Source organism: Companilactobacillus sp. FL22-1 (genome assembly GCF_043951805.1).
In the GTDB taxonomy this organism is placed as follows: Bacteria; Bacillota; Bacilli; order Lactobacillales; family Lactobacillaceae; genus Companilactobacillus.
Window position 1 is genome coordinate 146,722 of the sequence record NZ_JBINJY010000003.1, and the last position, 12,379, is coordinate 159,100.

Below are 12,379 nucleotides of genomic sequence, written 5' to 3' on the forward strand. Positions count from 1 at the left end.
GGAACCATGAATTTTTTACTAGTGATAGGGGTCGCAATTATTGAGTTAGCGGTTATCTTTCGAATTAGATTTGTTTATAGTCGGCATCCTGTAGCCGCTATTATGATTGCTATACTGATTATTCTAGGTTTTGTCGGATTATCGTTTTTCATTGCTAATACTTTGATTCGGGCGGCGGTTTTAAGTTGTGCCACGGCTAATTTCTTATTGTTGCTGTATATGTTTAGCTATATGTGGCAATTACAGCGTGATTTTAAAATGGATCAAGCACCAGTGAAAGCTGATTTTTTGGTAGTCTTAGGCAACAAGAGCCTCAATGATCATGTTTCCGATATTTTAGCTTCACGCTTGGATAAGGCTGTCGAATTGTACCGGTCATTGCCAGAAAAACCAACGATTGTCGTCAGTGGCAACCGAAGAGGGGATGAGACTAGTTCAGAAGCAAGTTTGATGGAAAAGTATCTATTGGACGCGGGAGTTTCTGCACAAGCTATCGTTAAAGAGGATAAGTCCAAAAATACTGCTCAAAATCTAAGTTTCTCAGCAATCAAGATCACTCAACTTTGGCACAAGAAAACTCGTCCACAAGTGGTCGTAGTAACAAGCGATTTTCACGTTCCTCGAGTGAGGTCGTACGCTAAGAAAATTGGTCTAAATTTTAGATTTGTTCCAGCCGTGACGGTGAAGCAGCTAAAACGTCCATCGATGTTTCGTGAATTTACCGCCATAGTGTGGTATCATCGTTATTCATTATTTACTATGTTAGGAATAGAAATCGTGTATTCATTAAGTTGGTGCCTATAAGGAGATTCAAATGAGTTTGTACGAAAAATTTGTTGAAAATAAACGTCTGCGAAGATTTGTTTTGTTAATGCTAGTCATTGGAGTAATCTATTTCTTTCGCAATATGATGAGCTTATTTCTGTTGACGTTTATCTTTACGTTCTTGTCAGTTCAATTAGTAAGGGTAGTCCAAAAAAAGTTTCCTAAAGTCAGACCGGTTTGGATCATCACGCCGGTTTACTTGATTATCATTGGTTTATTGATCTTCGTTATTACAAATTACGTACCGCAACTGATTACTCAGACTGGGAAGATGTTTAAATCATTGCAAAAGTTCTATGAAAGTAAAGAAGTGCGTTCGAATCCATACTTGAACGTATTCTACAATTATTTACAACAGATCAATCTTGATAATCAAATCAAAGCTGCTTTGTCGCAAGTAGTGAATTACATTACCAGTGTTGGGGCAGTTGGTTTCAATATTGTTATTTCGTTCTTGTTGAGTTTCTTCTACACTAGTCAAGTACGACAGATCAATGCTTTTGGTCGACAATTTTTAAATAGCAACTATAGCTGGCTTTTCTCCGATTTATTTTATTACGGAAAAAAATTCGTCAATACTTTCGGAGTTGTTTTAGAAGCTCAATTGATGATTGCAATAGTTAATACCCTTTTGACTACGATTACGTTGTTATTCATGAAGATGCCTGGAATCGTGCCATTAGCTGTGATGGTCTTCATCTTGTCATTGATTCCAGTTGCGGGAGTAATCATTTCTTTGATTCCGTTGAGTTTTGTCGCTTATTCTGTAGGCGGTATCCGTTACTTGATTTACATCGTGATCATGATCATTGTGATCCATCTAATTGAGACTTATTTCTTGAATCCCCAATTCATGTCGAGCATGACCCATTTACCAATTTTCTTTACCTTTGTAGTGTTAATAGTCTCCGAAGGATTGATCGGAGCATGGGGTCTAATCGTTGGTATTCCTATCTTTGTCTTCTTCTTAGATATTTTGGGAGTCCATTCGCTCGAACGAAACAATAAGAAACATCGAATAAAATTAAAGAAATCGTTATAATTACGATTAAAATATAGTTGTCATATATAATAAGCTTGAATGAAGTTAACTGACGTAGATGGGAGATTAAAATATGTCATTTTTCGATAGAAAACAGAAAGATAATGATGATAATTATTCTGATCTAAATAATCCTTCGTACCAAGGTCCACAACCGGACCAAAATAATTCTGATCAAACGCAAAATCAATACAACTATGGTGCTGATGGTACGGGGACACGGTTCACACCAAATGATAACAATAATGATTATTTCTTTGGCCAAAATCCGCCACAATACAATCAAGCTCAGCAACCATTTGCTGCTGACCCTAATCAAGGGATGGCAAACGATAATAGTCAATGGCAATATACTGAACAAGATTTACAAAGTACGCTTGACCAAAGTGCTGATTTGAAAGAACAGTTGCGGAGTCAATTATTGGCTGACCGTAGCTATTACAACCATCTTTTACGTAACACTAATAGTGATCAAGTCGAGGATCGTCAACAAGCTACAGAACAGATTGACGCCATCAACAAGTCATTGAAAGAATGGTTCGGTACTGACGAGATGGCTAATGAAGTTTATATTGATGCCAATCGTGCTTATTACCTTTTCACTGATGATCTTGCTGCTAACCCTGATGCTGATACAAGCAAGATGTGGCAACAGATCACGATGACTTTGGCTGCCAAGGGCTTGTTGGTCAATGGTATTTCGGTTACTTATAATGATCAAATCGACCAAACGTGGATGAATTATCAAAATGCTGGGTTTATTGATGGCAATGCTTATCTGCTCAACATGTACAATGATCTGCAAGGACGTAATCTGAATAATCAAGTTACACCTGCTGAAATTCCATTCGACGTCAGTTACCGTGTTCAACACGTGAATGAAAAAGTCGATAAAATTTTGAACGCTAACGATGAATTAATTATGGAAGTGTCACGTGACAGTAATCATCAATTACAAATTATCCGTCACTACAAGGATAACGAATTGATCAGTCGTGATATTTTTGACCTAAACGGTGTCATCTCAGCCACACAATTTTATGACCGTGAGAATGCGAATAAAGTCGTTCGTGAGAACTTCTATCGTCAAAATGGTACATTGGTCTTGATTAAGAGTTATACCGGCAATGAGCCTTATATTCAGTTATTTAGCACCGGTAACGTTTTGATCAACACCTTTGATAATGATGAAGATCTGATTATCTGGTGGTTGAAGAATCAAGCTTTGAAACAAACAGATTCAACAGTCTTCGTTTCAGTAAATTCTGAATATTATCAAAAATTACTCGCACTTAGAGACAGCAATATTGAAGTCATTCCAATCGTGATGAAACAGAGTGAAAATGCCGAAGTTATTTCCGACTTGATCGATGGTAAAGATAAAGTTACCGCAGTTATGGCTGGTAACGATCAAGTTAATACTTATCTCAATAAGAACTCCAAGAATAAACTTGATATTACAACTCTAAAAGAGTTAGATACACCAGTATATAAGGAATAGTTAAAGATAGATCAGATGATTGAAGTGAAATTGTCTGGTCTATTTATTTTGTCGTTTTCGAGTAAATTCGGGTAGAGTCTCTTTTTTTTATTATCGAAATCGTGTAGAATACATAATGTTAATGAAATGAAAAGAGGATCATATAAATGGCAAAATTAGTTTTCATTCGTCACGGACAAAGTGAATGGAATTTATCAAACCAATTTACTGGTTGGGTTGATGTTGACCTTAGTGAAGAAGGCGTAAAGCAAGCTCAAAATGCTGGTAAACTTCTTAAAGAATCTGGCATCGAATTTGACCAAGCTTATACATCAGTATTGACACGTGCTATCAAGACATTGCACTACGCACTTGAAGGCTGTGATCAACTATGGATTCCTGAAACAAAGACATGGAGACTTAACGAACGTCACTATGGCGCACTTCAAGGTCTAAACAAAGCTGAAACAGCTGAAAAATACGGTGATGAACAAGTTCATATCTGGAGACGTTCATACGATACATTGCCTCCACTATTGAAAGCTACTGACGAAGGCTCAGCAGCTAACGATCGTCGTTACGCAAACTTGGACCCAAGAATCATTCCTGGTGGCGAAAACCTTAAAGTTACTTTGGAACGTGTAATTCCATTCTGGGAAGATGAAATCGCTCCTAAGTTGTTAGACAACAAGAACGTTATCATCGCTGCCCATGGTAACTCACTACGTGCTTTGACTAAGTACATCGAAAACATCTCTGATGAAGATATCATGGATGTTGAAATGACTACTGGTGAACCAGTTGTTTATGATTTGGATGACAAGTTGAACGTTGTAAGTAAGAAGAAGCTTAACTAATTTTAATTAGTTGAATATGAAAAGACCTCACAGTGTGTGAGGTCTTTTTTAGGTCGCTTAGATTCCATTAATGCTTGGAAGCCAAACATATTTTGTCCTGATCTTGTGATATAAGAAAATAGCTAGTCATCAACAACTGTAATTCGCTGATGTTTGTGAGCAGGTGTTTGTGAGCAGGTGTTTCAATTTCGTCTAACATTGCACTGGCGAAAGTACTAAACGTTACTGTTGATTTGCCATCAGGATTGGTCATAACTTCATCAGTACCCAAACGGTAAGGATGCTTGTCTCCAGCAACAAACTCGTTTTGAGGCGTCATGACGGTCCAATCGACGTTATCGACCCATTGTAAAAATTGGAGTTCATGGACTTGTTGTGAGGATGCCTGAATCCACGGAGCATCTGCGTATTGTTTTAAAACGGCTGCTAATTGCATTTCTCCTTGATCATCGATCAGTGAACTGGAATCAACGATAGCAATCAAGCGAGGGGCTTTTTTTTCACGGAAGAAACTGACTAATTTGGTCAGCAAATCTAAGTTGAGATAACCTGGTTGTGGAGAAGTTGCATTGACCACCACATCAAATCCTACTAAGTCATCGGCGGTCAAATCCATAGCGTCTTTGACAACCATCTCAGTATCGGGTCCAAACATCTCGGTAGCCTTATCTCGGTTACGTACCACAGCGGTCACTTCATGACCACGACTAAGTGCTTCACGATAAATAACTTGTCCAACATTGCCAGTAGCACCAATAATACCAATTTTCATTTGAAAATCCTTTTTTCACATTATCTTTCACAAAGTAATTGATTCATGCTAAACTTAATCATGAGTAATGAAGCTTAGTGACTAAGCTTACTTGGGAGAGTATAAACTGAGCCACTAAGTTTTACAAGTAAAAGCATTCAACCGGAGGAACGCAAATGACTCAACATGCTTTAGATGAGATGAAAGTTGTGAATGCCGCAACGGAGTTAGCCAAAAAAATAGGCTTTGAGGCCGTAACTTTGACTAAGACGGCAACGGAATTGTCGATTCAACCACAATCAATGTATCGTTATGTAAAGAATACTGATGATCTAAAGTCCAAGGTTTTAGCCAAGAATCTTGAATTGCTTGTTAATCAACTTTATGAACAATTAATTGGCCTGACTGGTGAGCAAGCTTTGGCGTAGTTAATGACCACCGTCGCATTTGGCGAATATACCCAAATTACTCCGCATGATTTTGCTGGGGCAAGTAAATATTTAGACTATCAAGCAGTTCGTGAGCAATATGACCGTCTTTACGATATGATTCCACGCCTATTGAATTCATTGCTCAATGACAAGGATAAAGTTCGTCGGGGGACACAGTTGTTATCCGATTGTATGCTAGGTGAATTGGTGACCTCAAGAAACAATGAGAATGGTGATATTGAGTTACGTCGCCAAGATTTCAATATTAATGTGGCTGAAATTATAACTATGTTACAAGCAAGCTAGTAACAAAACAAATATTATGAAAGGGGATGACAAAATGGCAATGAAAACCCAAAAGATCGTGAAACTTTTGAAACAAAACGGGTTTGTCAAGAAGTCGCAGAATGGGTCGCATCTAAAAATGTATAATCCGAAAACTAATGTGACGCTTCCAGTCCCCATTCATCATGATAAAGAACTTGAACATGGGATTGAAAGTAAAATCTTGAAGCAGGCTGGGATTAAAATAAATTAAATCGGTATAAGTCCGATTGATCGAAAAATTGACTGGTACTGCTGTATAATTAATTTAATAACATTTGGAGTAACTGTATGTGGAAAGCTTTTAAGAGAGCCTTGCTGTATTTTTGGTATGAAATTATTGTTTTAGGTGTGATTTACGAATTTTTGGTCGTATTGCGAGTTTTAAATAAGAATCTCAATGGACCAATGGTTATTTTCGGTTTAGCAATAATTTTTCTCTGCCAGTGGGGGTATTTTTTAAGAAAGCTTCGATAGGAGGACGATATGGCTAGTATTTATGATTTTTCAGAAACAGAAATGAACGGCGTTGAGATTGATTTCAAAAACTATCAAGGTAAAGTCTTGTTGATTGTTAATACTGCCAGTAAGTGTGGCTTTGCTCCTCAATTGACGGCTCTAGAGTCACTTTATCAAAAGTACCATGATCAAGGTTTTGAGGTCTTAGGTCTGCCTTCCAATCAATTTCGGCAAGAGTTGGACACTGACAAAGAGACAAGCGACTTTTGCCAAGTTCATTACGGCGTTACGTTCCCAATGACCAAGCGAATCGATGTCAATGGCGAAACAGCTGACCCATTGTTTAAGTATCTCAAGGACACTCCTGGTCATGGGCGTATCAAATGGAATTTTACAAAATTCTTGATTGGTCGTGATGGCCAACTGATCAGTCGCTTTGCACCAATAACTAAGCCAGAAAAATTTGAAGATGATATTGTTAAAGCTCTGAACGAAAAAGCTTAAATAGGATTTTTTTAAAAGATATTTAGTCTGCAATTCTTAATACAAATAGAGCGGCAACTCGATTTTGAGTTGCCGCTCTATTTGTATTAAACGGGAGAAGTTGTGCTTTTTGTTCTTATGGCTGCAATAATAAAAATAGTTATGTCTATCATCTTCCCGTGAGTAGTCAATTGCAGGTCCATAATGTAGAAACCGTCCATAGCGCCGCTATGTAAGCTGGTTCAATGGGCCCGGATAATCGAGTGAAACCGGCTTTGGAATAAATATGAATCGCAGCTTTGAGATTGTGATGGGTTTCTAAGTAAAGCTGTTTGTAACTTGCTTTCTTAGCAAACTCTTTGATTAGATCGACTAATTGATAACTCAAACGATGACCACGGGCTTTTTTGGCCAAATATAGTTTTTGCAATTCGGCGATAATTTTGGCAGGATCGAATTCAGCACAGCCAGCACCACCAACGACTTGCCGTTGATCATTTACTACGACAAAGTAAGCACATTTAACATCAGCTTTGTAAAATTGACAGAGTGTATCCAGATTTTTATCATAATAAGCTGTTCCAGGAATATCTAAACCCGCAGCTTTTAAATCCGCTTGAAGGATTTGCTTGATGAAAGGATTATCGCTTGGTTGAATCGGACGTATTTTCATAATTGTGACCTCGAATGTTCTTAATAGAAGTTCATTCTAATTGTTCACCAAGGAATCCTCAAGGGTCCAGTTTAAAAGACCAGTGTATTGACCTGCCAGACTGGCAACCTGATTGTTGAATTAATAAGCCAGTATTCTGTGTCCAATCATCTGCGATATCAGTTGTTGTGGCGGTTTGATTGATAGTTGAGTCTTGATCGATCAAAGTTGGCGAAGAGGTCAAGGTTTGAGCAGCCGATGAACTATTAGCCTTATAAACTAAGTCCATATTATTATTCAGTGTCTGCCCATTTAAAAATAATCCGTTCGTGGCAACTTCTAGTTTCCATGGTTCTCTTAAACTAGTAACGTCAAGTTCGAAGTCACTGGTTCTGGAGAGATATTTTTAGTTGTTACCGGTATTGGTCGTTTGAAAGGATAAAGCTGTGGAAACGGTCATGCTTAAGGCTTTATTCTGCTTTGTAACGACGTTATAAGAAATCGTGTTTGAGACCAAACCATTAGTTGGATCGATAGCTTTAACGGTCACTTAGTTAGTTGTACCTATAGCAAAGAGGTTCCAAAAGGCGGTGTCGTCATCCATCAAGCTCCTTAAATCGATTGTTTGATTAAAGCTAGTACCAGTTGCGTTTGATCCCACGGTATACGTTTTCCCATCGACTGTAATTTTATAGACAATATTGGTGCTTGTCGTATCGCTGCCAAAACTGTGATTATCGCTATACTTCAAAGTTGTTGGTAAGTCTAAAACGGCGTTATCTTGTTTATAAAGCAAGTAGATTTCGGAATTACTATTTTGATTGCTTAAATCTAACGTGTAGCTTGGAGTGGCTAGAATTGTGAAAGCAGGACTGTTTGTTGATGAAATTTCATTAGAACCATTGAAAGTGGCGACGGCTTTTGCGACGTTAATGTTACTTGAGGTAGTATTGACAGCTTTGGCATTAATAGTGATAGTAGCCGACTTACCTGCGCTACTGGAAGTACCAATTGCTTTAGCCAAAGTATGTGCCAATTTACCATCTGAAAGTTCACTAGCCGTAATATTTTCAGTTGATCCGTCGCTATAAGTGATGGTAGCGACATTGTTATTACTATCAGGTGTGACAGTTACGTTGGAAGGAATATTGATCTTTGCAGCAATATCTTTCCAGTCTTCATTTACTGATATATATTTCAAATAGTATTTGATTTTCAAACTATCGCCGTTAGCCACCGTTTTATCAGTCGAAGCATCGGTAATAGTCTTATCATTCAAAGTCGTATCGATAATATCGCTATCGGCATCAGCGTAAAGTGAATCAGGAATCGAATCTAGGTCAACTAACTTAGAAGCAACGCTACTAGAACTGCCATTAGCTGCAGTAAAGCCCCAACGAACTTTGCCATCACTGGAATTCAACTTAGTCGTATCAACTGGAATTGAATCTGTAATTATCTTTGTGTCAGAACTAGTTGAAGTGTTATCACTATAGTCCATATTCTTATCATTCAGGGCATAGCTTAGAGTACCCGTAGTACTACCAGAGGGAGCCGGTGTCCAAGTGATCGTAACATGGTGCCATGTAAAATCATTTCCATTTTCATCTTTACCATCAATTAAATAGGCCGATTGAGGATTGACATGGACCATGGCATAGCCCTCTGTCCAAGTAGAATAAGCATTTTTAGTAGCATCATTAGAGGTTAAATCGATGCTTTGATAAGTATTGGCGTAGCCAGGGTAGGCTAAAGCAATGTGTCCCAAAGAACCACCCGCACCAATCTTGAGAGTCCCAGGTAGGTTGACCGAGCTGGGAACCGCTTTACCACCTTGAGTATCATACCCGTCTAGTGAATAGTAGATGGGTAATTTAAGCGAGTCAGCCAAACTAGGTGGATAAGAGATGCCATTATTATTAATTGGCTTATTTGGCGAGTAAAAACTGCTATTAGCGGTATCAAATTCTAGGGCAACACTATTTTGAATGGACGTCTTTTGGATATAGCTAGGATTAGCAGCCGTAGTAGTTATTATTCCTAGTTTAGAAGCGTCATAACCATAAACTCCGAGTCCTTCCAGACCGGCACCTAGAGCACCAATTCCTTTGGAATCATTTTGTAAAACAAAGGCGATTCCTTCACTATTTATCTCTTGACTGCCATCGCCTGAACCAAAGTAAAGCCAAGCAGAAACAGTTTGAGGTTTATTGATATCAAACGAAGCATTATTGGACCAAATTGATCCATAAGTATTCTTTCCGCTTGCCAAAGCAATAATATTCCCATTTGCAGTATTATTGCCGCTTCGATCTAAAATTTGAGCTGAATTAGTAGTATAGATGTCGGTACTATCAGGGACAGTTGGTGCGGTATTGCTCATGAAGCCACCAATTCCGATACCTGTTGGGGCAGTCTTTAAGAAATTCAAGTCGGTAGTGTCGGTCAGAGCAGCAGAAACAGATTGTCCACTTAAAAAGATAATAATAATACTCATGAGTGACCAAATGGCTACCCAGATTTTTCTCTTTTGAATATTTTTCATTATTATTCCCCAGATATCAGAGAAAAAGTTAATAAATTTATTTATTGTTGAACAAATTATAACATTATTTTTTTGGTGAATAACTTATTACTATAAGAAATATTGAAATATTATGACAATCTAAAAAATAAAATCTAAAATGAGGAAAAATTAACTAATAAATTGATGATTTTTAATGTAAAAAAAGAATTTATCAGTTGGCGGATTTATAAAAAGTTGTATGATTATATATAGTAGTAGTTTGAGATAATTTTTTAGGAGGCTCACGATGGAATTTAGTAAAATAGATTTAAATAATTGGACTCGGAAAGAAAGTTTTGAGTATTTTTTGAAACAGGCTTCTGTACACAGTGCAACTCATGAAATTAGGATCGAGCATGTCTTGAACTTCGTCAAAAGTAATCATTATAAGTTTTATCCTTTATTTATTTATTCTGTTCTCCGTGTTATTAATTCAAATTATCTTTACCGATTAGATTTTAATGATCAAGGTGAATTAGGGTTTTACGATAGTAGTGTGGTTGCATATTCGATTTTTGATAACAAGCGGGAACTATTCTCTTACTTGGAAACAGCCGATACTTATACTTTTGCAGAATTTCATCGTAACTATTTGGATGAAGTTGAAAAGTATCGAGACACCGGTAAATTGTTCCCAATGGGTGCTCTCTCAAAGAATGTCGTAAACATTTCTATGGCACCTTGGGCCAGCTTTAATAGTTATAACGTTAATAACATCAATAATAGCCGTACGCTATTACCAAGTGTTTCGGCAAGTACATTCCAAAAGCGTTCTGATGGTATCAAGTTACCAGTAACTTTCCAAATTCATGACGCTGCAGGAGATAGCTATCAAACGGCTCAATTCTTTAATAAGTTACAAGAGATTTTTGATGAACCAGAGGAATTGTAATTCCTGTTAACATTATTTTCAGAACTTTTATTGTTGTCAGAAAATAAGACATTGCATGTTTGCAAGTCTTATTTTTTGTTAACAAAATGGAAAGAAGTATATTTATGAGTCGTAATCGAAAAATACTAATCACTTTTGCACTTGTCTTGTCCAACATGATGGCAGGACTCGATGCAACAATTATCAATACAGCTTTGCCAGCCATAATCAGTGATTTGCATGGTATTCAATATATGGGTTGGATCGTAGCAATATTTCTCTTAGGGATGGCCGTTTCAACACCGTTATGGAGTAAGTTTGGTGAGAAAAAGGGTAATAAAGTGGCCTATATTACCGCAACGATTGTTTTCATGATAGGAGCATTATTCCAAGGATTAGCACCAAATATTATCTGGTTTATTACTGCTCGCAGCGTCATGGGCATTGGTGCTGGAGGGATGAATACAATTCCTTTTATTATTTATTCGCAAATCTTCAAGAATATCAAACGCCGTTCGCAAGTTATTGGAATAGCCTCAGCCGGCTTCAGTGGAACTTCCATCGTAGGTCCGTTGATTGGTGGCTGGATCGTTGATACTTTCAGTTGGCACTGGGTCTTTTATATTAATTTACCTTTGGCTCTCTTGTCGATTACGATTGTAGAGTTATTCTTCAATATCAAGGAGAAACTCAACCAGGCTCAAGTCGATTATCGTGGCGCTATCTTAATGGTTTGGGGATTAACTTCTTTCTTGATAGGGATTCAATTGTTGGGTGTTTCGTCGATTGCGATTACGGTTGGTTTTATCGTTATGGGAGCGTTACTGATCTATTGGATGTCACGAGTAGAGAATAAAGCGGCTGATCCTATCGTTCCTAATCGGCTTTTTAAGAATGAAAAATTAGTTATTGATTTGATTTTGTTTTCATTACTGTGGGGTTCATTTGTGGCCTTCAATATTTATATTCCCATGTGGGCTCAAGGAATAATGGGATTGACAGCTTTAATTGGTGGTATGACACAGATTCCAGGAGCTATTGCCAATTTCATTGGTTCTGAATTAGAACCATTCATGCAAAGAAAGATGAGTCGTTACGTCATAATTACAATTGGAACGTTGGCCTTTTTGATTTCCTTTGCAGGTTTGTCTTGGGCCAGTCAAAGAGCCAGTTATACTTTTTTGCTGATAATGGGTGTCTTTGAAGGCTTTGGAGTTGGAGTCTGTTTTAATGCTTTATTGATTGCAGTTCAATTTGATGTGGAAACACGCGATGTTCCCATTTCAACTTCATTTGCCTACTTAGTCAGGATCTTGAGTCAGACTTTCATGTCTTCAATTTACGGAGTTATCTTGAATTTAGCTTTGATCAAAGGTGTTAAGGCTAGTCATGGCCATATCACCATGTCGATGATGAATAAGTTAAGTAACGCTGCCGTAGCGAAGGATTTGCCACAAGCCTATGTTCCTGAAATGAAACGGATTCTCTTTTCAGGAATTCATAATATTATGTTGACAGCTTTAGTCTTGATTATTTTTGTAATTCTAATTTTGGTTTACCTATTTAGAAGAGAAGCGGTAAAAAAGACGATCCTGAAAGTGGAGTGAGTAATCATTTGACTATGGTGATTGAAGGTGC

The 12,379-nt window shown here is 37.6% G+C and carries 15 protein-coding genes; 10 read left to right on the forward strand and 5 right to left on the reverse strand.

Features of this window, described 5'->3' with window-relative positions; genetic code table 11:
• The first annotated feature begins 6 nt into the window (after positions 1 to 6).
• The 4 genes from ACG72T_RS03530 to ACG72T_RS03545 all read left to right on the forward strand — a co-directional run bounded on the left by ACG72T_RS03530 (position 7) and on the right by ACG72T_RS03545 (position 4,204).
• Entirely contained in the window at positions 7 to 804 is a 798-nt protein-coding gene (locus tag ACG72T_RS03530; protein WP_395264649.1) for a YdcF family protein, read from the forward strand.
• A gap of 10 nt (positions 805 to 814) precedes the next feature.
• Positions 815 to 1,867 carry an AI-2E family transporter gene (locus ACG72T_RS03535; RefSeq protein ID WP_395264650.1) on the forward strand — a complete coding sequence of 351 codons (1,053 nt, stop codon included), beginning with the start codon at positions 815 to 817 and terminating at the stop codon, positions 1,865 to 1,867.
• A gap of 73 nt (positions 1,868 to 1,940) precedes the next feature.
• Positions 1,941 to 3,368, forward strand: coding sequence for a hypothetical protein (locus ACG72T_RS03540; RefSeq protein WP_395264651.1), 1,428 nt, complete (start codon positions 1,941 to 1,943; stop codon positions 3,366 to 3,368).
• Positions 3,369 to 3,514: 146 nt separating this feature from the next.
• Positions 3,515 to 4,204, forward strand: coding sequence for a 2,3-diphosphoglycerate-dependent phosphoglycerate mutase (locus ACG72T_RS03545; protein ID WP_395264652.1), 690 nt, complete (start codon positions 3,515 to 3,517; stop codon positions 4,202 to 4,204).
• Between the two features lie 67 nt (positions 4,205 to 4,271).
• Here ACG72T_RS03545 and ACG72T_RS03550 read toward each other — a convergent pair whose 3' ends face one another.
• Positions 4,272 to 4,976 carry an NAD(P)-dependent oxidoreductase gene (locus ACG72T_RS03550; protein ID WP_395264653.1) on the reverse strand — a complete coding sequence of 235 codons (705 nt, stop codon included), beginning with the start codon at positions 4,974 to 4,976 and terminating at the stop codon, positions 4,272 to 4,274.
• A 155-nt stretch (positions 4,977 to 5,131) separates the two neighbouring features.
• Here ACG72T_RS03550 and ACG72T_RS03555 point away from each other — a divergent pair, with 155 nt between their 5' ends.
• The 4 genes from ACG72T_RS03555 to ACG72T_RS03570 all read left to right on the forward strand — a co-directional run bounded on the left by ACG72T_RS03555 (position 5,132) and on the right by ACG72T_RS03570 (position 6,673).
• Positions 5,132 to 5,383: a TetR/AcrR family transcriptional regulator gene (locus tag ACG72T_RS03555; protein WP_395264654.1), complete on the forward strand. Its 252-nt coding sequence runs from the start codon at positions 5,132 to 5,134 to the stop codon at positions 5,381 to 5,383.
• 3 nt (positions 5,384 to 5,386) lie between these two features.
• Entirely contained in the window at positions 5,387 to 5,692 is a 306-nt protein-coding gene (locus ACG72T_RS03560; RefSeq protein ID WP_395264655.1) for a hypothetical protein, read from the forward strand.
• 34 nt (positions 5,693 to 5,726) lie between these two features.
• A complete protein-coding gene (locus ACG72T_RS03565; RefSeq protein ID WP_395264656.1) occupies positions 5,727 to 5,924 on the forward strand; it encodes a type II toxin-antitoxin system HicA family toxin in 198 nt (65 codons plus the stop codon).
• A gap of 272 nt (positions 5,925 to 6,196) precedes the next feature.
• Positions 6,197 to 6,673 carry a glutathione peroxidase gene (locus ACG72T_RS03570; RefSeq protein WP_395264657.1) on the forward strand — a complete coding sequence of 159 codons (477 nt, stop codon included), beginning with the start codon at positions 6,197 to 6,199 and terminating at the stop codon, positions 6,671 to 6,673.
• Between the two features lie 166 nt (positions 6,674 to 6,839).
• Here ACG72T_RS03570 and ACG72T_RS03575 read toward each other — a convergent pair whose 3' ends face one another.
• The 4 genes from ACG72T_RS03575 to ACG72T_RS03590 all read right to left on the reverse strand — a co-directional run bounded on the left by ACG72T_RS03575 (position 6,840) and on the right by ACG72T_RS03590 (position 9,849).
• Positions 6,840 to 7,325: a GNAT family N-acetyltransferase gene (locus ACG72T_RS03575; RefSeq protein ID WP_395264658.1), complete on the reverse strand. Its 486-nt coding sequence runs from the start codon at positions 7,323 to 7,325 to the stop codon at positions 6,840 to 6,842.
• Positions 7,326 to 7,383: 58 nt separating this feature from the next.
• Positions 7,384 to 7,593: a hypothetical protein gene (locus ACG72T_RS03580; RefSeq protein WP_395264659.1), complete on the reverse strand. Its 210-nt coding sequence runs from the start codon at positions 7,591 to 7,593 to the stop codon at positions 7,384 to 7,386.
• Positions 7,594 to 7,710: 117 nt separating this feature from the next.
• Positions 7,711 to 7,854, reverse strand: coding sequence for a hypothetical protein (locus tag ACG72T_RS03585; protein ID WP_395264660.1), 144 nt, complete (start codon positions 7,852 to 7,854; stop codon positions 7,711 to 7,713).
• Positions 7,855 to 9,849 (reverse strand): hypothetical protein, encoded by a 1,995-nt coding sequence (locus tag ACG72T_RS03590; protein WP_395264661.1) that lies wholly within the window; start codon positions 9,847 to 9,849, stop codon positions 7,855 to 7,857.
• Positions 9,850 to 10,117: 268 nt separating this feature from the next.
• Here ACG72T_RS03590 and ACG72T_RS03595 point away from each other — a divergent pair, with 268 nt between their 5' ends.
• Together ACG72T_RS03595 and ACG72T_RS03600 are read left to right on the forward strand one after the other, a co-directional pair.
• Entirely contained in the window at positions 10,118 to 10,762 is a 645-nt protein-coding gene (locus tag ACG72T_RS03595) for a CatA-like O-acetyltransferase (RefSeq protein WP_395264662.1), read from the forward strand.
• Positions 10,763 to 10,866: 104 nt separating this feature from the next.
• Entirely contained in the window at positions 10,867 to 12,348 is a 1,482-nt protein-coding gene (locus ACG72T_RS03600; protein WP_395264663.1) for an MFS transporter, read from the forward strand.
• The last annotated feature ends 31 nt before the right edge of the window (positions 12,349 to 12,379 follow it).

Bases quoted from the DNA above. Each gene is read 5' to 3' on its own strand.
- ACG72T_RS03590 (WP_395264661.1), bottom strand. From the start codon at position 9,849: ATGAAAAATATTCAAAAGAGAAAAATCTGGGTAGCCATTTGGTCACTC.
- ACG72T_RS03530 (WP_395264649.1), top strand. From the start codon at position 7: ATGAATTTTTTACTAGTGATAGGGGTCGCAATTATTGAGTTAGCGGTT.
- ACG72T_RS03595 (WP_395264662.1), top strand. From the start codon at position 10,118: ATGGAATTTAGTAAAATAGATTTAAATAATTGGACTCGGAAAGAAAGT.
- ACG72T_RS03550 (WP_395264653.1), bottom strand. From the start codon at position 4,976: ATGAAAATTGGTATTATTGGTGCTACTGGCAATGTTGGACAAGTTATT.
- ACG72T_RS03560 (WP_395264655.1), top strand. From the start codon at position 5,387: ATGACCACCGTCGCATTTGGCGAATATACCCAAATTACTCCGCATGAT.
- ACG72T_RS03575 (WP_395264658.1), bottom strand. From the start codon at position 7,325: ATGAAAATACGTCCGATTCAACCAAGCGATAATCCTTTCATCAAGCAA.
- ACG72T_RS03545 (WP_395264652.1), top strand. From the start codon at position 3,515: ATGGCAAAATTAGTTTTCATTCGTCACGGACAAAGTGAATGGAATTTA.
- ACG72T_RS03570 (WP_395264657.1), top strand. From the start codon at position 6,197: ATGGCTAGTATTTATGATTTTTCAGAAACAGAAATGAACGGCGTTGAG.
- ACG72T_RS03555 (WP_395264654.1), top strand. From the start codon at position 5,132: ATGACTCAACATGCTTTAGATGAGATGAAAGTTGTGAATGCCGCAACG.
- ACG72T_RS03565 (WP_395264656.1), top strand. From the start codon at position 5,727: ATGGCAATGAAAACCCAAAAGATCGTGAAACTTTTGAAACAAAACGGG.
- ACG72T_RS03580 (WP_395264659.1), bottom strand. From the start codon at position 7,593: ATGGACTTAGTTTATAAGGCTAATAGTTCATCGGCTGCTCAAACCTTG.
- ACG72T_RS03540 (WP_395264651.1), top strand. From the start codon at position 1,941: ATGTCATTTTTCGATAGAAAACAGAAAGATAATGATGATAATTATTCT.
- ACG72T_RS03600 (WP_395264663.1), top strand. From the start codon at position 10,867: ATGAGTCGTAATCGAAAAATACTAATCACTTTTGCACTTGTCTTGTCC.
- ACG72T_RS03535 (WP_395264650.1), top strand. From the start codon at position 815: ATGAGTTTGTACGAAAAATTTGTTGAAAATAAACGTCTGCGAAGATTT.